Genomic DNA, 21169 nt, shown 5'->3' on the forward strand with positions numbered 1-21169 from the left:
TACCGATATATCGTTTACCAATATATCGGAGTGCGAGTTATGGAAGAAAGCACCGACAATAATAAAATGTGTACGGAAATCAGGCGAGCTTTTCTCAAGTATGTCGTGCTGAAAATTATTAAAGAGAACCCTACTCATGGTTATGACATCATCAAGACGGTCGAGCTCCGCTCAAACGGGCGATGGACTCCGAGTGCAGGCTCTATCTACCCAATTCTGGAGAAACTTGAGTCAAAAGGTTTCATCCGGAGCGAGGGGATTGAACGCAGGAAAGTCTACACGATCACCCCAAAAGGGATGGCAGGACTGGACCGTATGACACAGGAAAAACTTGAACTCCTGAACGAAATGTCCCGAATCGTCAACAATGTGATTGAAGGTGACGATAACAGTGATGCCGAGATGAAAGACGACGATACCTGGAATGGTAACCAGAAATCTGAGGCGGCGCATGACTGTGACTTCCGGAATCAAGGAGAAGAAGAAGAAGAAGAAAAAGAAGAAGAAAAAGAAAATGATAAAAACGGAAGGTAATAATTTGAGTGAAAATCATAATGAAAAGGGCATTGCATACAAATGGGTTGCACTGTTCAATGTGACTTTAGCATCATTAATGGGTTCTATCAACGGTAGCATCATCCTGATATCGCTGCCTGCGATATTCAAGGGCATCCAGATGAACCCTATGTCTCCAGGTGCATTTCAATACTTACTGTGGCTCCTTATGGGTTTTGGCCTGATAACTGCTACATTGCTTCTGACTATTGGTCGGCTGGCTGACATGTATGGTCGGGTAAAACTTTTCAGGCTGGGATTCCTGATATTCGCCATCGGTTCAATATTACTCTATCTGACACCTGGCACAGGTAATACCGGTGCACTTGAGCTAATAATTTTCAGGCTTATACAGGCTGTAGGCAGTGCATTTACTATAGCAAACGGCTCAGCCATAATTACGGACTCGTTTCCGGTCAGCGAAAGAGGAAAAGCCCTGGGCATAAATATGGTTGCTTTTATGTCCGGCCAGTTCATTGGTCTGCTGCTCGGTGGCGTACTGGCAACATACAACTGGCGCTATGTTTTCCTGGTTAACATTCCCTTCGCTATTCTCGGTACAGTGTGGTCTTACTGGAAGATGAAAGATATTTCATTCAAGGCAGCCAGGACCAGCCTCGATATTGTGGGAAACTTACTTTTTGTAGGCGGATTAACCTCGCTTCTGATAGGTGTCACTTATGCCCTGATGCCGTACGAGCATAATGGTATAACCGATGCAATGGGCTGGAGCAACCCCTGGGTAATGGCAGCATTAGGCATCGGAATCGTACTGCTGGTCGCATTCCCATTCGTAGAGAGCAAGGTGAAGAACCCTATGTTCAGGCTGGAGTTCTTCAAAATCAGAGCTTTTGCATATGGATGTCTTGCCAGTTTCACTTCAGCTATTGCACGAGGCGGTGCTATGTTTATGCTAATCCTTCTGCTGCAAGGAATCTGGCTGCCACTTCATGGTTACAACTTTGAGGACACACCGTTATGGGCAGGTATCTATATGTTACCTATGACTATCGGCTTTATGGTCATGGGGCCGATCTCCGGAATGCTTTCGGACAAATACGGACCTAGATGGATTGCAACTGCAGGAATGACTATAGTTACGCTTGTTTTCTTAGGGCTTGCTCTGCTGCCATATAACTTTGACTACTGGGAGCTGGGAATATTGATTTTCTTCATGGGTATTGGCAACGGTATGTTTGCTTCGCCTAACAGCTCATCAATAATGAATTCCGTGCCACCTCAGAACAGAGGTGTGGCATCGGGTATGTTATCAACACTGGGAAACTCGGCAAGTACATTGAGTATGTCAGTATTCTTTACTATCGTGATTGTGGGAATTCAACAGGCTTTTCCAGGTGCGGTTCAAAGCTCGTTTGCAAGTCTCGGATCTGGACAGATTGACCCGGCTTTGCAGCAACTCGCCAGTTATCTAGCCGGCATGTCACCGACAAATGCGTTGTTTTCTGCCTTCTTAGGCTACAACCCTATGGATTCAATCCTCAGCTCCATGAGCTCGAGTGTCGTCAGTGGAATACCGCAACAAATAGTGACAACACTGACAAGCAACTACTGGTTCCCACAGACATTGCAACAGGCATTCATGCCAGCGCTGCGGATTTCGTTCATAATCGGGGCTGTACTCTGTGGTATAGCTGCAGTGCTGTCGGCAATGAGAGGACAAAAGTATGTGTACGAGGCTCAAAACTCGGTTAGCGGTATTAACAAAAGTGATCTTGCAATAGTAGAGGAAACACGGACCTAATGTTTGCATATCGAGTAAGATCGAGTAAGAAATTAAAGTAACAACATGAAAAATAGAAAATTCGGAGAACAGGAAGCACGGAGAAATGATGCAGAAACAAGACCCGGTGGAACAAGATCCGGTATTTTTGCCTCAGACTCTTCCAGTATAAATCTATCCAGAGCAATTCAGCTCTGAATCACTTTCAGAAAATAATCGCTGGTGAAATCTCTGTATCCTTCTCTCATTACTTTTATCCTGATATATCCTTCAGCTTTTCCCGGAGGCAGTTCGGGATTAGAAATTTTCAATATTACATTTCCTTCGAGGTCGGTAACGCCTGAATACGCTTTTTTCCGATCCGGGCTCCAGGCAATCACATTTGCATCTGATATTCCACGATTTTCGCTGTCAAACACTTTTACAGACAAGCTCAGGTTTGTTTCCTTATTGCTGCCTCCTTCAGTGGAAGGTAAGGAAAGTACACTCATATTTGCTGTAGCATACATAGGTTTTGGAGGAGCAGGGGCATTGCTCAGGGCTGTAAGAATCGTGCAAAACCCTATAAGACCCACAACTGTAAGCACGACAATCCTTATTGGAAGCCCCAGAGTTCCTGCTTCGTCGTGTTTGAATTTTTCACGCAGCATGTAGGGCTCCTCCATTCAGCTTTACTTTTGGGAGATACACAATTACCTGGTCTTAATGATCATAACTGCATCTTTTTTCTCGTAGTCATAAAAGCCATCGGCAACGATTTTCAGGTCCATTGTTCCTTCATTCTGGTTAGGGTCAAGCCTTACCCTTGCATTTTCCGGTGTTGTCAGGAAAGTGACCCCGTTAGCATCCGTAGTGTTTGATGCTGCTCCGCCAAGCCCTCTCAAAATAACGTTTGCATTTCTTACAGGGTTTCCATCGCTGTCAGTTATCTTTACAACTGCAGTTACGGCAAACGGGTTTTCTGCAGTACTGGCACTCACTATTATTGAGTTTCCTTTTACAGAATTACCTCCGTTAAGAGCAGTGCTTTCCACAAATACCGACATATCCTTTGTCGGGGTCGGCATGATCGAAATTAGCGTTGCAAGCGCAACCATCCCGACAACCAACATCACGACTATATTAATCGGTAGTTCCATGGCTTTTTCATCATGTCTGATAAATCTGAATTTCTTCATGTTTTACCACTCTCAAAAACTTTAGTAAGTATTAATACATGAGGTTATTAATATTTTACTACAGTCGTGTTTGCCCTATCTTGAAGCTTTAAAATAAGTGAAGAATGGAAGTTAGTAGAGATTAGTATTATAACTTGAGTTAGGAGAAATTGACAATTCCAGTAGTTCTCACTGGAATGTTAAACGAGGCACTCGAAGGCCTTGATAAGTTTCTTAAAAACTTGCAGAACGATACGTATTAGTATGGAATTAATCTTTCATTAATATGGTATATATGGTTCAAGCAATCATAAACATTGATGATAACACCAACCGGATTCTGAATATTATAAAAGCAAAGTATGGTTTAAAGGACAAAAGTGCTGCTATTAATAAAATGGCTGAAGAGTATGAAGAAGTGATTCTGGAGCCAGAGTTAAAACCTGAGTACATTGAAAAACTGAGAAGAATACAGAAACAGGAAGTATTAGAAGTTGGGACAGTTGAAAACTTAAGAAAACGTTATGGTCTTTGATTCCTATGTATACATTAAGGATCAAAGCGGAGCTTGATAACAAGTTTGAAAAATTAGCAAAAAGAATAAAAAACAACTTGAAATTATCTTAAATAAAGCTGACGAAATTGTCCAGGACCCTCACAGATATAAAAATTTGAGATTTCCAATGAATCATTTAAAAAGAGTTCATATCGATAAGCATTTTGTCCTAGTTTTTTCTGTTGACGAGGAATCAATGACAGTGACGTTAGGAGACTACGACCATCACGATAATATTTTCTAATATTTTTGTTATTTCTTCAGATTTCGACGCGAACAGGATGAGTGCGTATAACGGCGAACGCGCAGTAAATACCTAAAAATTTGATTCTTTTCTTTATTTTGCTACCGTTGGAAAGTCCACACTCGAAAATAGCTCTTTAATATCCTTACAAACCTGTTATTAATTGCAACACAAACTAGCTAACATATTTTACTATCTTCCATATTTTCTATTATTTTTAGCCATATATATTTTTCAATAGCAGAACTTCTTGATATTTTCCATAAAAACTATATATTTATATAGTTCTTTTGACCATATTTTCCTTACCGTTATGGAATAAACTAAACAACCATAAACAAGGGGAAACAGTTTTTTGGCTCAAGAATGCTCTGATGATTCAGACGAATCGGATCGTAACCGTAGTTTCTTGTGTTTTTTAGGACTGCATAAATGGAAGCGGAAAAGCGGTGCATTGTGCTTTTTGCCAACAGTGCTCGAAAAACGCTACGAATGTATACATTGTGGCAAATACAAAGTGACTTTTGAAAGGGAGAACAGTTCTTACAGCCTTCCTGCTGGGAGGTCTTAACTGCAAAGGATCTTATAGTCCTTCATTTATCGCCTATTTTTTATTTTCATTTTTATCTTTCTTTTAATTAGTTTCTTTCTATCCTTAAATTATCTTCTTGATACCCTTTTCGTTACTCGTAAAGTTAATCTATCTTAACTTTGTTTGTTAGAAATATGAAAAGAATTGTGATTCTCGATTACGGGCTTGGAAACCTCCGCAGCGTCCAAAAGGGGCTTGAGCAAGTCGGATCAAGTCCCGCAATCTCAGGGGATCCTGAGGAAATTCTTGCCGCAGACGGTTTAATTCTCCCGGGTGTTGGTGCTTTTGTGGATGCGATGAAGTGCCTTGCCCCTATCAAAGGGACTATAGAAGAATACGCACGGTCAGGCAAGCCCATGCTCGGGATCTGTCTTGGGCAACAGGTTCTCATGAGTTCTTCGGAGGAAGGAAAGCTTACTGACGGGCTTGATCTTATTTCCGGTAAGGTACTGCGCTTTCCGAAATCCGAACTAAAGGTACCTCACATTGGTTGGAATAATATTGAAATCAAGCAGGACCACCCTCTATTTGAAGGGATCCCTGATAACTCGTTTGTGTACTTCGTCCACTCCTACTACGTGGACACGGCATCTGAAAACACCCTTGCAGCCTGCAGTTATGGGCTGGACTTTTCAGCATCCGTCGTAAACTCCAAAGGCAATGTTATGGGTACCCAGTTCCACCCTGAAAAAAGTGGAACTATCGGGCTGAAGATTCTGAAAAACTTTGTAGATATGTGCTGAAAGGGCTTCTCTAAGAATTTATCCCTTTGTACTTAAATCATTTTTTCACTTTTTCCTGATTATTAGTTCTGAGTCCTACACACTTTGCGATGAGGTATCCGAAACCAACAGGCTATCTCAAATCAATAACTACCTCAAATCAATAACTACCTCAAATCAATAACTACCTCAAATCAACAGATTAATAAAAATAGACTGATACTTGAATGCCAAACTATCCTGCCCTGCTACCTTTCAGGGCAGAAAGATCTGCAAGAGATGGTTACTATGGATATAGAAGGCTACGCAAAACGGGCTCTCAGGGAGGACCCCTCAAATGAAGCAGGGCTTGAAGCAAAACTGGCTTCAAGAATTCTTGAAATTAAGCATATAAGCGTGGAAAAAGCTCATGAGATCGCTGCTGCGGTTGTTTGTGAGGCAAAAGCGACACTTGATGTAAAAGGAGACGTGTTAAGCCCCACTTTCTCAGGAGTTTCAATGGGTGAATTCGGGGTAGGTTCCAGAGGGATAGGCGACTTTTACGTTCACTCCAAGCTAGGAGAAGTTATAGGCAAGACAGGTGCTGTTGTGGATAGCTCCCAGCTTGATGACTCAGGGGTTGTCAAAATCGGTGAAGACTATCTCGTGGTTACAATTGACGGAATTCACTCTCGTCTGAGCGACTTTCCTTTTCTCTCGGGTTTTCATGTAGCCCGAGCAGCTTTGCGTGATATATATGCTATGGGAGCTCGACCCCTGGCAATGCTTTCCGACATTCATGTAGCAGACGACGGAGATGTAGCAAAGATCTTTGACCATATTGCAGGAATAACTACGGTCTCGGAACTTACCGGAATACCTCTTATTACAGGGAGCACGCTTCGAATCGGCGGGGACATGGTCATAGGCGAACGTATGACGGGTGGAGTTGGAGCTGTTGGCATAACCTCTTCTCTTACCTCGCGGAACCGGACCGAAGCAGGAGACCTTATCCTTATGACTGAAGGCGCAGGTGGAGGTACGGTTTCCACAACTGCACTTTACTATGGGATGCATGAAGTTGTGGAAGAAACCATTAATATTCGTTTTCTGGAAGCCTGTGAAGTCCTGTTGCAGTCCGGGCTGCATAAGAAAGTCCATTCGATGACTGATGTTACTAATGGCGGGATTAGAGGAGATGCCAAGGAAATATCAAAAACTGCAGGAGTAAAACTTGTCTTTGAAGAGGAAAAGATAAGAGCTCTTGTAAACACAAAAGTACTTTCAATGCTTGAAAACCTGAAAATCGACTATCTCGGAGTCTCTCTCGATGCCCTTCTTATAATTGTTCCCCCTGCATATGCTGACGAAATCCTCGATACTGTCAGAGCTGCAGGCATTAAAATTGACGTAATAGGGCATGTTGATAAAGGAAACGGAGCTGAAATTTTCTTAAATGGCGAATGCAGAGACTTTACACCCAGGTTTAGAGAGTCTGCCTACACACCAGTCAAAAAAGTCCATGGAGAAGAGAATCCCAGAGACTTTGAAGAAATGAGAGCAGCAATTGATAAGGCTGCGCTTGAAGCCATTGAAAAGAAACAAAAAGTCCTTGAAAAAATAAGAAGTAAATAAAGCCTTTCAAAAAAAGCCTTTCAAAAAAAAGCCTTTCAAAAAAAGCCTTTCAAAAAAAGGCTTTAGCGAAAATTTAGTAAATACATAATTTAAGGTAAGATCAAAAGCACTTCAAAAACATTTCAAAAAAGCCTTTTAAAAAAGCTTTAGCTAAAATTTAGTAAAATGCGTAATTTAAGATAACCAAAAGGTTTTTGAAAAGCTTTAGTAAAGATAGCTAAACAGGTTAAATCCTGAAATTAGTAACTTTGCAGTTAAGGTAAAAGAAAAAAGAAATCGAGCTGGGAAGAGGGGAATAATACATTTTTCGTTTTACTGACATGGAACAATTACATTTTTCTTTTTACTAAAAGGGTTTCCCTTACCTTTCCAGTGATTTCAACCTCTACATTCGGTTCGATTTCCTCTTCTGAACTGGCTTTCCAGTATTCTCCATTATAGCGGACGTAGCCTGTCTTTTGAGGCCCTAAAGGATCTATGGTTTCGGCGGTTTCCCCAATAAACACTCCAATAACCGGTTTTTTCTTTCTGATTTCTGTTACTTTATAAATTGCAAAAACCAGAAACAATCCGAAAACAACCGTAGGGGCAACAACCGTCAGGGTAAGGACTTTTCGAAACTCAGGGGTGTAAATGTTTTCGCTTCCCATCGGTACAAGAAGTATACTTCCTATTATAAGGCTGATGAGACCTGCAAGCCCGAATATCCCAAACCCGGGGACTTTAATTTCAACAATCAAAAGTCCTATTCCCAAAAGAATGAGGAAGATTGCCCCTAAATTGATATCAAAGCCTGTACCCATTAGCCCAAGTGCAATTGACATGATTCCGAAAATCTCTGCTCCGGCCCCAGGACTTGAGATTCCGAAAATTAGCCCGTAAATTCCCAGGGTCAAAAGAAGGGAGGAAATAATCGGGTTTGAGATGAGTCCTAAAAGGGATAGTGAAAGAGGAGGTTCATAGATTTCTATTCCTGCATTTTCGGTTTGCAGGACTTTTTGTTTTACCTGCTGCCCGTTTATCTGTACTAGCAGGTTTGGGATAGAAGGAGCTATATACTCTATTACACCGCTTTTCAGAGCTTCCTGTGCGTCAAGATTTTTATTTTTCGTTATAACCTCTTCTGCAAAAGTCTCGTTTCTACCGTGTTTACTAGCTGTTGCAACCGAGAATTTGACAAGGGCATTTATTATTTTCTCATCGGTAATGGGTTTTGTTCCTTCTGCCGACATCTGAACCGGTTGAGCTGATCCTATAACCGTGAATGGTGCCATTGCAGCAATATCTGTTCCCATAAGGATGAGTGTGCCGGCTGACCAGGCTTTCCCACCCTCTGGCACATATCCGATAACAGGCACGCTTGCATTCTCAATTGTACTTATAATTTTTTGAGTTTCGTCCAGTCCTCCGCCTGGGGTATCCAGGACAATTATAAGAGCTTCAAAGTTTTCATTTTCAGCTTTTTCTATTGCATCAGCTACAACATCATCTGAAGCTGGTGTTATAGCCTCGGATATTTCAAGCACAAGTACTTTCTGTTCAGGTCCTGCATCCACAGAGGGTATAGAAACGGCTATGAGGATTAAACACAGGAAGAAAATAAAGAAGAGATGTGAACCCCTTTCCACGTACATGGTTATCGATCTTTTCTTGCTCATCCATTTCCTTCAGTTCTTTTTGCTGCTATAATTTTTGTTTACGCTTATTTTTGCCTTTACTGTTCTTTTCTTTCCGCAATAGCCGTAGATAAAGCTGCTATATTTCCGGTTTCAATAGACTGGGACTGGGTAACTACTATGAGGTTCTTTTCCCTGGCAATTTCGGCTAAAGTTTGTAACTCCCTCAACTTGATAGCTGCGGGCATACCTTCATAGGAAGCTGCAGCTTCCTTCATTTTCTGCGCAGCCTGGGATTCTCCTTCCGCAAGGATAATTCTGGCACGCTTTTCTCTTTCGGCTTCAGCCTGTTTGGCAATTGCTCTCTTCATCGTATCAGGCAGGGAAACATCTCGAATTGTAACACCTGTAACCTTGATCCCCCATGGATCAGTATACTTGTCCAGAAGCTCCTGAATTTGCTTATTGATGTTCTCCCTTTCCGAAAGCAGCTCGTCTAATTCCATCTGGCCCATAACATCCCTCAGGGTAGTCTGTGAAAGGGTAGAAGTTGCGAACATATAATTTTCAACCTGAGTTATGGCAGCTCCAGGCTCTATGACCTTGTAATAAACAACCGCATCCACTTCAACCGTGACGTTATCCCTTGTGATTACTGCTTGCTTGGGTACATCGATTGCAACAACTCTAAGATCGATTTTTATAGCTCTGTCAACAATCGGGATAATAAAGAAAATCCCTGGCCCTTTTACACCACTTAGGCGGCCCAACCTAAAAATGACTACTCTCTCGTATTCGTTAACCATTTTTATTGATTGTGAGAGTATTAATATTAAAACTAATAATACAGGAAGATAGATTTGACTGGCAAAGATACTCATAATTTTTATAACCTCTTATTCCATTAATGTTTAAATTAGATTTAATAATAATTAAGTACTCTTTGTTCAGATAAACAATAATAAAAGTTTCTATAAAGTAAGTCTTCATAGTTCAAAAATTTTACACCCCGCATTATACAAATATCTGAAAAGCTATATTATTATTTAGTGTATTATTATTTATATTGTTTCCTTCTCCAGATTTCCAATTGACTTCAGTTTTTCAGATTTCGAACGACATCGGAGGAGGAATAAATGTCAAAAATGCAGATGCCTGATTGTGTAAAATTATAAAGGACTGCGAGAGACTCATTCTGAGAAATAGTTGCCTCCGAAAACACTTATATTTGAAACGTAGAAGATATAAAACAGGGAAAAGTAAGTTGACAGGGAAAAGAGGTCAGAATGCTATTGATTTTCAGCCCTTAAGGCCTTAGAGTTAGATCAGCTTACTTAAAGCTGACAATAGAAAAGAGAAATACTGTCAGGCTCAAGAAGGTATTCTGAGCTTCAAACAGTAGGTCAAGAAAACGCAGGTTCGAAAGAACCATTGGTGTTGATATTAATGAGTAAGGAATGTCCAGACTGCCACGGACGTGGCTATAAAGTTGTTTCAACTGAAATCTGCCCTCAATGTAAGGGTAAAGGTAAATCAAAATCAATTGATTTCATGAAAATGTCAGAAAAAAATCTTGATAGCTTTTTAAAAAATGGTGCTGCCTGTGAAAAATGTAAAGGCACTGGAAGTATTGAAGTAACTACTCCTTGTAAAACCTGTAAGGGGCTGGGAAAGATATACACATGCAAGATTTGTGGAGAACGTATTGAGAACCCACAGGATCCCGATGAAGAGATATGCGAGTCCTGTGCCCATTCTCAGTATGTTTATGCCCTTGATGAGTCCTGCGACCTTAAAGATGTGGAAGCAGGAAAACTTTATCATGGGATAGTGAGCAGTAAAGCGTCTTTTGGGGTCTTTGTGGATCTTAACCCTCACGTAAGAGGACTTATGCATTCTAGCAATGTAGGAATTCCTCCTGAAGTAGGCGAGGCCGTGATTGTACTGGTAAAAAGCATCAAGGCCGGAGGAAAGCTGGATCTCATCCCTAAAACCCTTAAAAAATACGAAACTATCGAGCTTGAAAAGGAGCTTCCGCTCAAAAGTTCAGCTGAAATCGACTCCAGTATGAAGGGCAAACTTCTCAGAATCGAAGGGGAAGTGATTCAGGTAAAGCAGACCAGCGGGCCCACGATTTTTACTATTAGCGACGAGGGAGGCTTTGTGCCCTGTGCAGCCTTTGAGAGTGCTGGGAAAAGATCCTATCCGCATATTGATGCAGGAATGATTGTTTCCATTACCGGAGAAGTGACCCTGCGAGATGACCAGGTTCAGATCGAGGTCATGAGCATGAAACTGCTGACAGGAGAGAAGGAAGCAGTTGTCAAGAGCAGAGTTGAGAGGGTAATTGACGAAAAGGCAGCTCCTGCAGATATTCCTTTTCTTATCAAAAGCGAGATTATGGAGAAACTTAAACCCAGGATGCTCCATGTCGCTAAAGAAATCAAAAAAGCTATTCTCCATTCAACTCCGATTATTCTAAGGCATCATGCTGACGCTGATGGCATTACCTCGGCAATTGCAATTGAGAGAGCGATTCTGCCCCTTATTACGGAAATCGGGGGAACGGATGCGGAATATTACTTCTACAAACGCGCTCCTTCGAAAGCTCCTTTTTATGAACTTGCCGATGTTACAAGGGATATTTCATTTGCACTTGAAGATCTTTCCAGACACGGGCAGAAGATGCCGCTTGTAATCCTTGTGGACAACGGGTCAACGGAAGAAGACGTACCTTCAATGCGGCAGGCCGGCGTTTATGGAATCGATATGCTTGTCATTGACCATCACCACCCGGATGAGATTGTTGACCAGTACCTTATAGGGCACGTAAATCCCGCACATGTGGGAGGGGATTTCGGGGTTACTGCCGGAATGCTCTGTGCTGAAGTTGCTCGTATGATTAATCCCGACATCAGCGATACAATAAAACATCTCCCAGCGGTTTCGGCAGTTGGAGACCGTTCAGAAGCTCCGGAGGCTGAAAGGTATATTTCTCTTGTCTCGGACCGTTATACCATTGAAGAGCTGAAAGAAATGGCTCTGGCTCTGGACTATGAGCAGTTCTGGCTGAAATTCAGTAGTGGAAAAGGTCTTATCGACGATATTCTGGATCTGGGGGATCACGACACCCATAAAAAACTGGTTTCCCTGCTCTGCGAACAGGCAAATACCATGATACAGGAACAGCTTGAAACCTGCCTCTTTAATGTCAAGTCTCAAAAACTGTCAAATGGGACTATTATGAATGTGATAGACGTTGAAAACTACGCCCAGAAATTCACCTTCCCGCCACCAGGAAAGACCTCAGGCGAAGTTCATGACGTGCTTACCAAAAGGTATCCGGATAAACCCGTGGTAACTATCGGATACGGTCCTGACTTTGCAGTCATCCGTTCCAAGGGCGTGCTTATGAATATTCCAAAAATCGTCAGGGAGCTCAGGGAAGAAATGAAAGGCGCAGGTGTCAGTGGAGGAGGACATCTGGTTGTAGGTAGTATCAAATTTGTGGAAGGAATGAGAACTGAGGTGTTATCGAAACTTGCCGAAAAGATAGCATCCACCGATGTTGAGTATTAAACGGTTTTAATACTCTTTTCTTCCTTTGCTTCTATTCTGAATAGAGAAATTTCATTCTTAAGTAGTCTATTTTAAAAAATTGGATTCTTAAATCTACACACTGTTTGTTCTTAAAACCAAGCAGGCAGTTTTAAACAGCTGCAAAACTTCAAAAAAGAATGGAAAAATTTAGGAAACCTTTCACTTGGAAAGGCTTTCAATTCAAAAAGATATTACGATTTATCTTGTTTTGTTTTAGTCCAGGCGTACAATCCTTACAAGGGATTGGATCGGGACATTAGCAATCATATCTGCGCCTTTTTTATCTACAAGAACTGCTACAGCTCTTGGTTTGGCACCCATTTCCCGAAGCTGCTCAATGACCTCCATAGTTGTGGAACCTGTAGTAATAACATCATCCACGATTACGCAGTTCTTGCCTGCAACGCTTCCGAAGTTTCTGCTTATTGTCCCTTTATGGCCTGGCTGGACTACATCCTGCCCTTTACGGGAATGATAGAGGGCAAAGTCAGCTCCCAGTTCATTTGCCATCATGCTTGCTAGGGGAATGCCGCTGGCAGCAACACCGACAACAACGTCGACTTCGGTGTTTGTTTTTTCCAGAGTCTCAAGTACCATGTCACAGAGCGCAAGTGAGATGTAGTGGAGCCGTGTAGCACTTTTTCCTATGCTGCTCCAGTTTACGGAAATATCCTTTGGAGCGGGGGCTGTTACTTCTTTTTTTGAACGGGTTAAAAGCCAGGTCACAGTTTCCCTTGAAACATTGAGTTCGTCGGCAATCTGGCCGGTTACAAGCCCGTTACTCTGCAATTCCACAGCTTTCTGGATTAAATCTTCTATGTTCTTCATGCCTCCATTCCCACCTGAGTTTTTATCCGGCTGTATTTTTCGGCACTTTTCTCTGCATTTTTTCACGATTTTACAACTTATTCACAATACTTGCCTTGAATACTGCCTGGTAAACTATGTTCAAATGTAAATTCTCTCAACTAAAGACACTATTACATTATCAAGCATTATATCTTTTTCTTTAGCTCAAAAGTAACTCTTTTCTTTTCTACTTTTTTTCCTCTTTTTCTTAAGAGGGGAACCGCAGATCGGGCAAACATCCCCTTTGTCAAAAGTTTTTTTGCAGCCTATACACTGTTTTTGCCAGATAATAATATCCTTTATTTTTTTCTGGGCAATAGGCTTAACCTGAATCCCAAGCTGCACGGCAACGTTCTGGACTGCATAATCGTCCGTAAGCAGTAAGCCCTTATCTCTATATTCAAGAGCCTTTGCAAGAATTTCCAGGTCAGTCTTTGAGAGTTCTTCGGAGTCTCGCGTGAGCTCAGCCATTTTCCGGACCTCTTTTACCATTTCGGGATCTGGCCATTCTACACGTAACCCCCCTTCTTTTGCAAGATCAAAACGAAGGGAAGCATCCCCGCTTTTTAACTCTTCCGCAACCGAAGGAACGGTAATTATGAGAGAACTGTCCAGGTCACAGTTTCCCATTATAAAAACTGCTGAATCTGCTATGTAATAGGTCATTTTTCTTCTCTTTTCTCTTTTAGTATATTAGTATATAATTGATTCCCGCGAGTCCCATCCTGATAGAGTTGCGGCCCTACATCCAGAGTTTCGTCTCGGGAAGACGGCGCTCTTTTTAGCAGTGTGTGGCTCTTTTAGTTTATCTCGAATTATGCATAGAATCAAGAACTTGTTTTGCTCATTTGCGTTTCGCTTACTAAAAAAGACTGATTTCATACGAAGTTTCAAAATTCTGTTTTCCCAAATTTGTTTCAGTGTAAAAATCGTCCGCTATTTATAGTCACTGTTTCGTAATTATATAAAAGGTCTACTCCAAAATTTGTACATCAAAAGACAATGTGAGATCCATAGGGGACAATTGCTTCCTACTAAAATCAGAAAGCTTAAAGTGTTATTGTCATATTGAAATATATAAGGAATTTAAAATGAAAGAAAAAGAAAAAATGCTAGCAGGCAAACCTTATAGAGCTTTTGGGGAAGAACTGGTCGCAGAACGTCAGGCTGCAAAGGAATTGATTTTTGAATTTAATTCTCTTCATCCAGGTAAAACTGAGCAGCGAAACAAAATTATTCAAAGACTCTTTGGCAAAACAGGTAAAAACTTCATTATTGAACCGCCCTTTCGCTGCGATTATGGATATAATATCTCTGTAGGGGAGAACTTTTACGCCAATTATAATTGCACAATTATCGACTGCGCTAAAGTTAGTATCGGTGACAACGCTTTTATTGCACCTAATGTTAGTCTTTTTACTGCAGGACATCCCGTACATCCTGATATACGGAATGAACAGTTAGAATATGCCCTCCCTATTTGTATAGGCAACAGTGTTTGGCTTGGTGGTGGCGTTATTGTGAATCCTGGTGTTACCATTGGCGATAACGCCGTCATCGGTTCTGGAAGTGTAGTAACAAAGGATATTCCGGCCAATGTAGTAGCTGTTGGCAGTCCGTGTAGGGTCAAACGTAAAATTACAGAACAAGATAAAATTAATTTTTTAGAGATGGTACCCGATGAATAAAAATATACTGATACTTACCGGTAGTCCACGGAAGAATGGTAATAGCGATATGCTGGCAGATGCCTTTATGAAAGGAGCAAAGGAAAAGGGGCATACAGTAAATAAAATAGAAGTGGCAAAACTCAATATTAATGGATGTAAAGCCTGTATTATGTGCTGGACAAAGGACAGAGCCTGTGTTCAATGTGACGATATGAAAGAAATTGAACCACTACTCGAAAGCGCAGATATGCTTGTACTGGTTTCCCCTTTGTATTTTTTTGGGATTTCTGCACAGTTAAAGGCTGTAATTGACAGGTTTTGTGCCTACTGTGTGGATAGCCGCAAAAAATCTCTTAATGTAAAAGAATCCGCTTTAATTATGTGTGGAGAGTGCGATGCAGAACGATTTTTCAGCGGCGCCGTAGATACTTACAAGCATACGGCAGATTATATGAAATGGAAAGACAGGGGTATCTTAATAGCTACCAGCGTATCAGCAAAAGGAGATATTTTACAAGGGGATTGGCTAAATAAAGCGCAAGCTTTTGGCACTAGCATTTAAATAATTGACATTTTCATAACCTGAGTTTTGCTATCCAAACTGTATCTAAGGGGCCCGTTATCCTTTTCACTATGCTTCACTTAAAAGGACTAATTTATGGTTTTGAATCTTGCTCCTCTTAAATGATTAATTATGGTCCGGGATTATATTTTCATGAATTATACCTTAGAATGACAAGAAAAGAATTAATGTTTGCTCAAAAAGGATAAAACTAAGAGGTTTTTAAGTTATATAGCAAAAGTGTTTTGCTATGTATTGACAAATGTTCTGCTTATGTATTGACAAATGTTTTGCTTATGTATTGACAAGCCCTTTTCACGATTGTTTTGAAAATCTTGTCAAAGGGCTTGAACATGAAGGAATTCACTTTTGAAGAGAAAATATTATTTTTAATTTTACTTCGGGCAAATTTCCTTGAGGCCATCTGCTACATCAGCTAGAAGTTCAGTGGGAATTCCCATAATCATTTCTTCGTCTGAGATCTTTGTATACGTCCTGCTGCCACTGCAACCGACTGTGACTCCGATTTTACCTTCTTTGTATACATTTACGACTCCGTCGGAGCATAAGCTCTGCTTTCCTGCAAAACTTGCTTCGACTCTGCCGCCTGTTTTATACATTGCAGCCTGTGTAAGTAACATTATTTGTTTAGGATTACCGATGACTATAACAACATCCGGCATAAACGTGGCTTTTTCCAGGGGAGAATACAGAATAGCTTCTGTTGAGTTTGGAGGAAGCTTGGGAACCCTTTCAAGGGTACGCCTTGCAGCACCCTGGGTACTGAACTGTTTAAGTTTATTAAAATAAAATTCTCCACTTGCGACTTTTGGAGGCATTTCTCCAAGACCCATTGCGCCAGCTCCGCCTTTGCACATCTGGTCTTCACCCAGAGTATAGAACTCCTCACCTGTTCTTCGGACTCTATCAACCAGCTGGCAGTGTCTCATAGTCTCATCTACTTTCTTTATTCCCTCCGGAACTTCTCCTCCTTTTGGGATCAATTTCACGGCAACAGGAGAGGTCTTCAGTTTCAGGCAGTCTACAATCTCTTGTCCATATTTATTTATCTCTTTTACATCCATATTCTCAACTCGGGTTTTGAAACTTTTGTCACTTCTAAGATAACAATACCGTTTTATAATTTCCAAAATATTTCCAGAAGTTCATTATTTAGTCCTGGACAAACAAGACATACAATTTTTATCAAATTTTGCTGGAAACTTAGAATTATCTTATCAGTTACAAACAAACTCTTATCGGTTAAGGTCAATTCTTATCAGTTACAGGCAAATAATACACGATAAGATTCAATATAAGCATTCCCAAGTTTATATGTATACAGGCAGTTTCTCACAGTACTACTGTTTTCGGCCGTTTTTTTCAGTACTGTAGATCTCTGAGGATCTTTCCAAAGGAAATAAGGGGATTTATGGAAAAATTCACTCTAATTTATCGAAAATGATCTCCATCTTTCCCATTTCGCGAGCAAGATTCTTCGAAATCATGCCATTTTCGAGCCAGCAAGCGTTCATTACTGCTGCCGGAACAAGACAGGTAGGCGTAAGAGGCATTTCAGCTGATTTCCTGCCAAGTATGGTTTCTGGACCCCCCATAAGGTCTTTCATTTCCATATCAAAGTGTGTGCCCCATTTTCGGAGTTTTTCGCATGTAGACTTAATATGTATATGAGTACTCTTTCCTTCTTTAGTAGCAATTATCTTTGTCGTATGTCCACATATTGTGTTCAGTGAAATCTCTGTAACCATTATCTCTCCTCGTTATTGTTATTTTTTCCCGTGATATCGGACCTTTTTTAGTATGGAGTTTAAATTGGAAATTAATATCTCAACTTTAACCTGCAAAAGATTCGTTTACCTTATATTTATATAATTTTTAGCATATGCCTTTTTTCTTCACTTGCGCCTGTGAACGTACTATAGGATTTCTGTTTAGGGCTTTACAACATTTTAAATCGCAACTCTGTAATCATACTTGCAACATTTTTTCGCAACTCTGTAATCCATACTTACATCTTCGTATCCGCATTTACACCTCCGTATCCACATTTACAGCTCTGTATCTGTATTCACAGCTCTCTAATTTTATCTCACTTTACAGATGCAGGCAGGATGTAAAATTGAATTTTTTCCTGGTTTTCTGATCGTAAAGTTCTTATACGATCCTATTTGTATTGATTAGTCCATAGCAAATATGCTAGTTAAGTACTCCTGCTAATATAATTAATATATAATCAGAGCGATAAGTATGCTTATGCCCTGACACGATCACCAGATCAGGATTACAGTATATTTACAATAGGAAAATATAGAATTACAATAGGAAAATACATAAATAATCATTAAAGATAAGCATTGATTATAATTTCAATACATGATGAGGTTTTAAAATGAGATGGCAAGGTAGCTCCAGAAGAAAAGTGACTGGTGGGAAAGTTATTGCTGCCCGTGGGAAGCGCAAGTTCGAAATGGGCCGTGAGTCTGCAGAAACCCGTATAAGTGAAATAAAGAGGAAAAACATTCACACTATGGGAGGCAACAGGAAAGTAAGACTTCTTCAGTGCAATACTGCAAACGTAACCAATCCCAAAGACGGAAAAACCACTTCAACTCCCATTGAGACAGTTCTCGACAACGTTGCAAACAAGCACTACATCAGGCGTAACATTCTGACAAAAGGCTCAGTAATAAGGACTTCTCTCGGAACTGCTAAAGTTACAAGCAGACCGGGGCAGGACGGAGTTGTAAATGCTGTATTAATTGAATAATTAAAATTTAACTTACCCCAAAACGGGGATTCTTTATCAAATTCCCTTACCTTGTGCCGGTGACTAATATGGATGAAAAGATTCGACATATACTGGAAATTCTTGAGAATGACGCACGAACGAGTCCAGAGGAAATAGCATCCTTTACGGATATGTCTGCACAGGAAGTTTCCCAGGCAATTGCAAAACTTGAAGAGACGGGAGTTATCCGGCACTACAAAACCATAGTTGATTGGGATCTGGTTGGGGAAAACTATGTTTATGCAGTTATTGAGTTGAAGGTTACTCTCGAGCGTAATCAGGGCTATCAGGCAATTGCAGAAAGAATCTACAAGTTTCCGGAAGTCAGGTCAGTAAGGCTCCTATCTGGAAATTATGACATATCCCTGACTGTCAGAGGAAAATCAATGAAGGACGTGGCTTTTTTCGTAGCAGAGAAAATTGCAACCCTCGATCAGGTACAGAGCACATCAACCCACTTCGTGCTGAAAACCTATAAAGAAGATGGGGTTATCCTCCATGAACCTGAAACGATTCAAAGGCTACCAGTCTCATTTTGATATGAAATGATTCAGAGCCTGATTTTCCGATCAGATTTTACATTTCAGAATACTCATATAATTTTTATGGAGTGTTTTGCTTGAGACCTTCATGTGATCCTTCAAAGTTTGTTGCCGACGTTATGAAAGAAATTCCTCCTTCAGGAATACGCCGTTTTTTTGATCTGGTTTCCGGACTTGAGGATGTAATTTCCCTTGGTGTAGGAGAGCCTGACTTTATTACTCCATGGCATATCCGTGAGATGTGTATTCACTCTCTGGAAAAAGGGCAAACCTCATATACTTCAAATTACGGGCTTCCGGAACTCAGAGACGAACTTACCAGAACCTACTACAGGCGTTACGGTCTGGACTATAACCCTTCATCCGAGATCCTCATTACAACAGGTGTGAGTGAAGCTCTGGACATAGCAGTAAGGACCGTAGTCAACCCTGGTGATGAGGTTATTATTGTCCAGCCTTCTTATGTGGCATATATGCCTTCGGTTATTCTTGCAGGAGGTAAACCGGTTATCGTTTCCACCCACAGGGACGATGAGTTTAGCCTGACTGCAGAATCCCTTAAACCTGCAATCACGGACAAGACAAAAGCAATAATTCTCAATTTTCCTAATAATCCCACAGGAGCAATTATGTCAAAGGAAGAACTCGAGGATATTGCTGACCTGGTTGTGGAGAATGACCTGTTTGTTATCTCGGACGAAGTTTACGAGTGCCTTACCTATGAAGGCAAGCACGTCCCATTATCTTCACTTGAAGGCATGAAAGAGCGGACTGTTATGCTTAACGGCTTTTCCAAAGCCTATGCAATGACAGGACTGAGGCTCGGCTTTGCAATGGGCTCTCCGGAGATCATCCATTCAATGATGATGATCCATCAGTACTGCATGATGTGTGCTCCCGTAACTGCTCAGGTAGGCGCAATCGAAGCACTCCGTCATGGCAAAGATGAAATGGAGAGGATGGTTCGGGAATATGACCGACGCAGGCACTTTATTGTCAGGGGCTTTAACAGAATAGGGCTTGAGTGCTGCAACCCTAAAGGTGCATTTTACGCCTTCCCCTATATAGGAAATACCGGCCTTTCTTCCTCTGAATTTGCAGAACGCCTTCTGGATGAAAAGAAAGTCGTTGCAATCCCCGGAGATGCTTTTGGAGAGGCAGGTGAAGGCTTCCTGCGCTGCGCCTACGCGGCATCTACAAATGATATTAGAAAAGCGTTAGATAGAATGGAAGACTTTGTGGACGGTTTAAAGCAGTAAACTCGACTCTCCGTCCCTTTTGTCTTTTGTCTATATTTCTATTTTACTTCTTTGCTTTTTTATTGTCTACTTTCTTATTGCTCTACTTTCTTGTTGCTTTACTTTCTTGTTGCTTTACTTTTTACTGCTCTACTTTTTACTGCTCCACTTTTTACTGCTTTACTTCTTTACTGCTTTACTGCTTTATTTTCTTACTGTTTTGTTTTTTTATTGCTTTGCTTACTTTGCTCATGTTCAGTTCAACTTAAGACATTTCTCAAAGTTATAACCCCTGCTGCTGCCAAAGTTAGTTAATTATATATACAATTTCCAGGCTCAATTAGCTTGACGTTTATGAAACCCATTATTCCTGAAGATGAGCGTTCTAAAGAACCTCTTGACACTGATAGGGTAATTTATCACCCGGATATGATAAGGGCTAATGAATGGGTCCTGAACGAATATGAAGCTCCGTACAGGGAACTCTGTGTTTTTGTTCCCTGTGCCAAAAGGAAACCCTATCATGAAAGTCCCTCTCACAAAAAATTCGACAGAATAATTTTCGAAATTGCAAAACCTGAAGATGTACATATAGTAACCTTCGGAACCTGTGGAATTACTCCCAGGGAACTTGATACTCAATATCCGTTCATGCATTACAGCTTTATGATGGGTAAATGTAACGTGGCAAAAGTTAAACGAGATTTTATAAAAATGGAAAGCGAAAGACTTGCCGCTTACCTCGAAAAGACAAGGGACAATTACAAACACAGAATAGCTTATTGTATAGGGGATTTCCGAACTGCAATGGAAAAAGCCGTGGAAATGGTTGACATAGAAGTTGATATCGTGCCGAAAGAATCAACCATTCAGAAAATGATCCAGCCAGATAAACCTTTTATCTATAACAGCCTCTCCTCAAGAGAGTACCTTCAGGACTTTTCAGACGCAATTACGAATGCTCTTAAACTCCCAGGGAGAAAAGTAGGACTTAAAGAAGATATTTCGGTTGATGACACTGATTGGTACCTTCTTTAAAAGTTAACACTTTTTTTCTCTTTTTGAATTCAGAAGAATTTCGATAAATACTGTTTTTTACTGC

21 protein-coding genes are annotated in these 21169 nt (G+C 40.8%); 13 read left to right on the forward strand and 8 right to left on the reverse strand.

Annotation, left to right across the window (positions count from 1 at the left end; all coding sequences use genetic code 11):
• Positions 1-39 precede the first annotated feature (39 nt).
• The 3 genes from MSBR3_RS08290 to MSBR3_RS21425 are packed head-to-tail and all read left to right on the forward strand — an operon-like array spanning position 40 to position 2494.
• Positions 40-534, forward strand: coding sequence for a PadR family transcriptional regulator (locus MSBR3_RS08290; protein WP_080942251.1), 495 nt, complete (start codon positions 40-42; stop codon positions 532-534).
• Complete coding sequence (locus MSBR3_RS08295; RefSeq protein ID WP_048110218.1) at positions 515-2317, forward strand: MFS transporter; 1803 nt, start codon at positions 515-517, stop codon at positions 2315-2317. The genes MSBR3_RS08290 and MSBR3_RS08295 overlap by 20 nt, the downstream gene beginning before the upstream one ends.
• A 45-nt stretch (positions 2318-2362) precedes the next feature.
• On the forward strand, positions 2363-2494 hold the full coding sequence (locus tag MSBR3_RS21425; RefSeq protein ID WP_268989130.1) for a hypothetical protein: 132 nt from the start codon (positions 2363-2365) through the stop codon (positions 2492-2494).
• On the opposite strand, the gene MSBR3_RS08300 is transcribed toward MSBR3_RS21425, so the two are convergent.
• Positions 2485-2946, reverse strand: a complete 462-nt coding sequence (locus MSBR3_RS08300; protein ID WP_048107499.1) for a carboxypeptidase-like regulatory domain-containing protein — start codon at positions 2944-2946, stop codon at positions 2485-2487. The two genes, MSBR3_RS21425 and MSBR3_RS08300, sit on opposite strands and share 10 nt — an antisense overlap.
• A 42-nt stretch (positions 2947-2988) precedes the next feature.
• Entirely contained in the window at positions 2989-3474 is a 486-nt protein-coding gene (locus MSBR3_RS08305; protein WP_048107500.1) for an Ig-like domain-containing protein, read from the reverse strand.
• 265 nt (positions 3475-3739) lie between these two features.
• On the opposite strand from MSBR3_RS08305, the gene MSBR3_RS08310 reads away from it, so the two are divergent.
• The 3 genes from MSBR3_RS08310 (at position 3740) to MSBR3_RS08320 (ending at position 7181) form a co-directional block, all read left to right on the forward strand.
• Complete coding sequence (locus tag MSBR3_RS08310) at positions 3740-3988, forward strand: DUF2683 family protein (protein ID WP_230627980.1); 249 nt, start codon at positions 3740-3742, stop codon at positions 3986-3988.
• Between the two features lie 991 nt (positions 3989-4979).
• Positions 4980-5588: an imidazole glycerol phosphate synthase subunit HisH gene (hisH, locus tag MSBR3_RS08315; RefSeq protein WP_048107502.1), complete on the forward strand. Its 609-nt coding sequence runs from the start codon at positions 4980-4982 to the stop codon at positions 5586-5588.
• Between the two features lie 267 nt (positions 5589-5855).
• Positions 5856-7181, forward strand: coding sequence for an AIR synthase-related protein (locus tag MSBR3_RS08320; protein WP_048107503.1), 1326 nt, complete (start codon positions 5856-5858; stop codon positions 7179-7181).
• Between the two features lie 329 nt (positions 7182-7510).
• Here the strand turns inward: MSBR3_RS08320 and MSBR3_RS08325 are convergent, their stop codons facing one another.
• Entirely contained in the window at positions 7511-8839 is a 1329-nt protein-coding gene (locus MSBR3_RS08325) for an NfeD family protein (RefSeq protein WP_230627982.1), read from the reverse strand.
• Between the two features lie 56 nt (positions 8840-8895).
• A complete protein-coding gene (locus MSBR3_RS08330) occupies positions 8896-9678 on the reverse strand; it encodes a slipin family protein (RefSeq protein WP_048107504.1) in 783 nt (260 codons plus the stop codon).
• A 565-nt stretch (positions 9679-10243) separates the two neighbouring features.
• Here MSBR3_RS08330 and MSBR3_RS08335 point away from each other — a divergent pair.
• Positions 10244-12376, forward strand: coding sequence for a DHH family phosphoesterase (locus MSBR3_RS08335; RefSeq protein ID WP_048107505.1), 2133 nt, complete (start codon positions 10244-10246; stop codon positions 12374-12376).
• A 234-nt stretch (positions 12377-12610) separates the two neighbouring features.
• Here MSBR3_RS08335 and MSBR3_RS08340 read toward each other — a convergent pair whose 3' ends face one another.
• Entirely contained in the window at positions 12611-13225 is a 615-nt protein-coding gene (locus tag MSBR3_RS08340) for an orotate phosphoribosyltransferase-like protein (RefSeq protein ID WP_048110223.1), read from the reverse strand.
• A gap of 186 nt (positions 13226-13411) precedes the next feature.
• Entirely contained in the window at positions 13412-13912 is a 501-nt protein-coding gene (locus tag MSBR3_RS08345) for an NOB1 family endonuclease (RefSeq protein ID WP_048107506.1), read from the reverse strand.
• A gap of 425 nt (positions 13913-14337) precedes the next feature.
• Between MSBR3_RS08345 and MSBR3_RS08350 the strand changes: the two genes are divergently transcribed.
• Together MSBR3_RS08350 and MSBR3_RS08355 are read left to right on the forward strand one after the other, a co-directional pair.
• A complete protein-coding gene (locus MSBR3_RS08350; protein ID WP_048107507.1) occupies positions 14338-14934 on the forward strand; it encodes a sugar O-acetyltransferase in 597 nt (198 codons plus the stop codon).
• The gene (locus tag MSBR3_RS08355; protein WP_048107508.1) at positions 14927-15478 is read left to right on the forward strand and encodes a flavodoxin family protein; all 552 of its coding nucleotides are present in this window, start codon (positions 14927-14929) and stop codon (positions 15476-15478) included. Before MSBR3_RS08350 ends, MSBR3_RS08355 begins: the two co-directional genes overlap by 8 nt.
• Positions 15479-15873: 395 nt before the next feature.
• On the opposite strand, the gene MSBR3_RS08360 is transcribed toward MSBR3_RS08355, so the two are convergent.
• Both MSBR3_RS08360 and MSBR3_RS08365 read right to left on the reverse strand, forming a co-directional pair.
• Entirely contained in the window at positions 15874-16563 is a 690-nt protein-coding gene (locus MSBR3_RS08360; protein WP_048110224.1) for a DUF169 domain-containing protein, read from the reverse strand.
• A 357-nt stretch (positions 16564-16920) separates the two neighbouring features.
• Positions 16921-17247, reverse strand: coding sequence for a DUF6951 family protein (locus MSBR3_RS08365; protein WP_048107509.1), 327 nt, complete (start codon positions 17245-17247; stop codon positions 16921-16923).
• A gap of 641 nt (positions 17248-17888) precedes the next feature.
• Between MSBR3_RS08365 and MSBR3_RS08370 the strand changes: the two genes are divergently transcribed.
• From MSBR3_RS08370 to MSBR3_RS08385, 4 genes are all read left to right on the forward strand, one after another.
• Complete coding sequence (locus MSBR3_RS08370; protein WP_048107510.1) at positions 17889-18266, forward strand: 30S ribosomal protein S8e; 378 nt, start codon at positions 17889-17891, stop codon at positions 18264-18266.
• Positions 18267-18334: 68 nt separating this feature from the next.
• Positions 18335-18826, forward strand: a complete 492-nt coding sequence (locus MSBR3_RS08375) for an Lrp/AsnC family transcriptional regulator (protein ID WP_048107511.1) — start codon at positions 18335-18337, stop codon at positions 18824-18826.
• An 80-nt stretch (positions 18827-18906) separates the two neighbouring features.
• On the forward strand, positions 18907-20088 hold the full coding sequence (locus tag MSBR3_RS08380; RefSeq protein ID WP_048107512.1) for an aminotransferase class I/II-fold pyridoxal phosphate-dependent enzyme: 1182 nt from the start codon (positions 18907-18909) through the stop codon (positions 20086-20088).
• A 333-nt stretch (positions 20089-20421) separates the two neighbouring features.
• Complete coding sequence (locus MSBR3_RS08385; RefSeq protein ID WP_048107513.1) at positions 20422-21105, forward strand: DUF5591 domain-containing protein; 684 nt, start codon at positions 20422-20424, stop codon at positions 21103-21105.
• The last annotated feature ends 64 nt before the right edge of the window (positions 21106-21169 follow it).

Origin of the sequence: Methanosarcina barkeri 3 (assembly GCF_000970305.1) — an archaeon.
Lineage (GTDB): Archaea > Halobacteriota > Methanosarcinia > Methanosarcinales > Methanosarcinaceae > Methanosarcina > Methanosarcina barkeri_A.

Coding starts and splice junctions, on each gene's coding strand:
- MSBR3_RS08335 (WP_048107505.1), top strand. CDS start 10,244: ATGAGTAAGGAATGTCCAGACTGCCACGGACGTGGCTATAAAGTTGTT.
- MSBR3_RS08370 (WP_048107510.1), top strand. CDS start 17,889: ATGAGATGGCAAGGTAGCTCCAGAAGAAAAGTGACTGGTGGGAAAGTT.
- MSBR3_RS08385 (WP_048107513.1), top strand. CDS start 20,422: ATGAAACCCATTATTCCTGAAGATGAGCGTTCTAAAGAACCTCTTGAC.
- MSBR3_RS08320 (WP_048107503.1), top strand. CDS start 5,856: ATGGATATAGAAGGCTACGCAAAACGGGCTCTCAGGGAGGACCCCTCA.
- MSBR3_RS08310 (WP_230627980.1), top strand. CDS start 3,740: ATGGTATATATGGTTCAAGCAATCATAAACATTGATGATAACACCAAC.
- MSBR3_RS08290 (WP_080942251.1), top strand. CDS start 40: ATGGAAGAAAGCACCGACAATAATAAAATGTGTACGGAAATCAGGCGA.
- MSBR3_RS08305 (WP_048107500.1), bottom strand. CDS start 3,474: ATGAAGAAATTCAGATTTATCAGACATGATGAAAAAGCCATGGAACTA.
- MSBR3_RS08325 (WP_230627982.1), bottom strand. CDS start 8,839: ATGAGCAAGAAAAGATCGATAACCATGTACGTGGAAAGGGGTTCACAT.
- MSBR3_RS08340 (WP_048110223.1), bottom strand. CDS start 13,225: ATGAAGAACATAGAAGATTTAATCCAGAAAGCTGTGGAATTGCAGAGT.
- MSBR3_RS08330 (WP_048107504.1), bottom strand. CDS start 9,678: ATGAGTATCTTTGCCAGTCAAATCTATCTTCCTGTATTATTAGTTTTA.
- MSBR3_RS08300 (WP_048107499.1), bottom strand. CDS start 2,946: ATGCTGCGTGAAAAATTCAAACACGACGAAGCAGGAACTCTGGGGCTT.
- MSBR3_RS08295 (WP_048110218.1), top strand. CDS start 515: ATGATAAAAACGGAAGGTAATAATTTGAGTGAAAATCATAATGAAAAG.
- MSBR3_RS21425 (WP_268989130.1), top strand. CDS start 2,363: ATGAAAAATAGAAAATTCGGAGAACAGGAAGCACGGAGAAATGATGCA.
- MSBR3_RS08350 (WP_048107507.1), top strand. CDS start 14,338: ATGAAAGAAAAAGAAAAAATGCTAGCAGGCAAACCTTATAGAGCTTTT.
- MSBR3_RS08375 (WP_048107511.1), top strand. CDS start 18,335: ATGGATGAAAAGATTCGACATATACTGGAAATTCTTGAGAATGACGCA.
- MSBR3_RS08355 (WP_048107508.1), top strand. CDS start 14,927: ATGAATAAAAATATACTGATACTTACCGGTAGTCCACGGAAGAATGGT.
- MSBR3_RS08360 (WP_048110224.1), bottom strand. CDS start 16,563: ATGGATGTAAAAGAGATAAATAAATATGGACAAGAGATTGTAGACTGC.
- MSBR3_RS08365 (WP_048107509.1), bottom strand. CDS start 17,247: ATGGTTACAGAGATTTCACTGAACACAATATGTGGACATACGACAAAG.
- hisH (WP_048107502.1), top strand. CDS start 4,980: ATGAAAAGAATTGTGATTCTCGATTACGGGCTTGGAAACCTCCGCAGC.
- MSBR3_RS08345 (WP_048107506.1), bottom strand. CDS start 13,912: ATGACCTATTACATAGCAGATTCAGCAGTTTTTATAATGGGAAACTGT.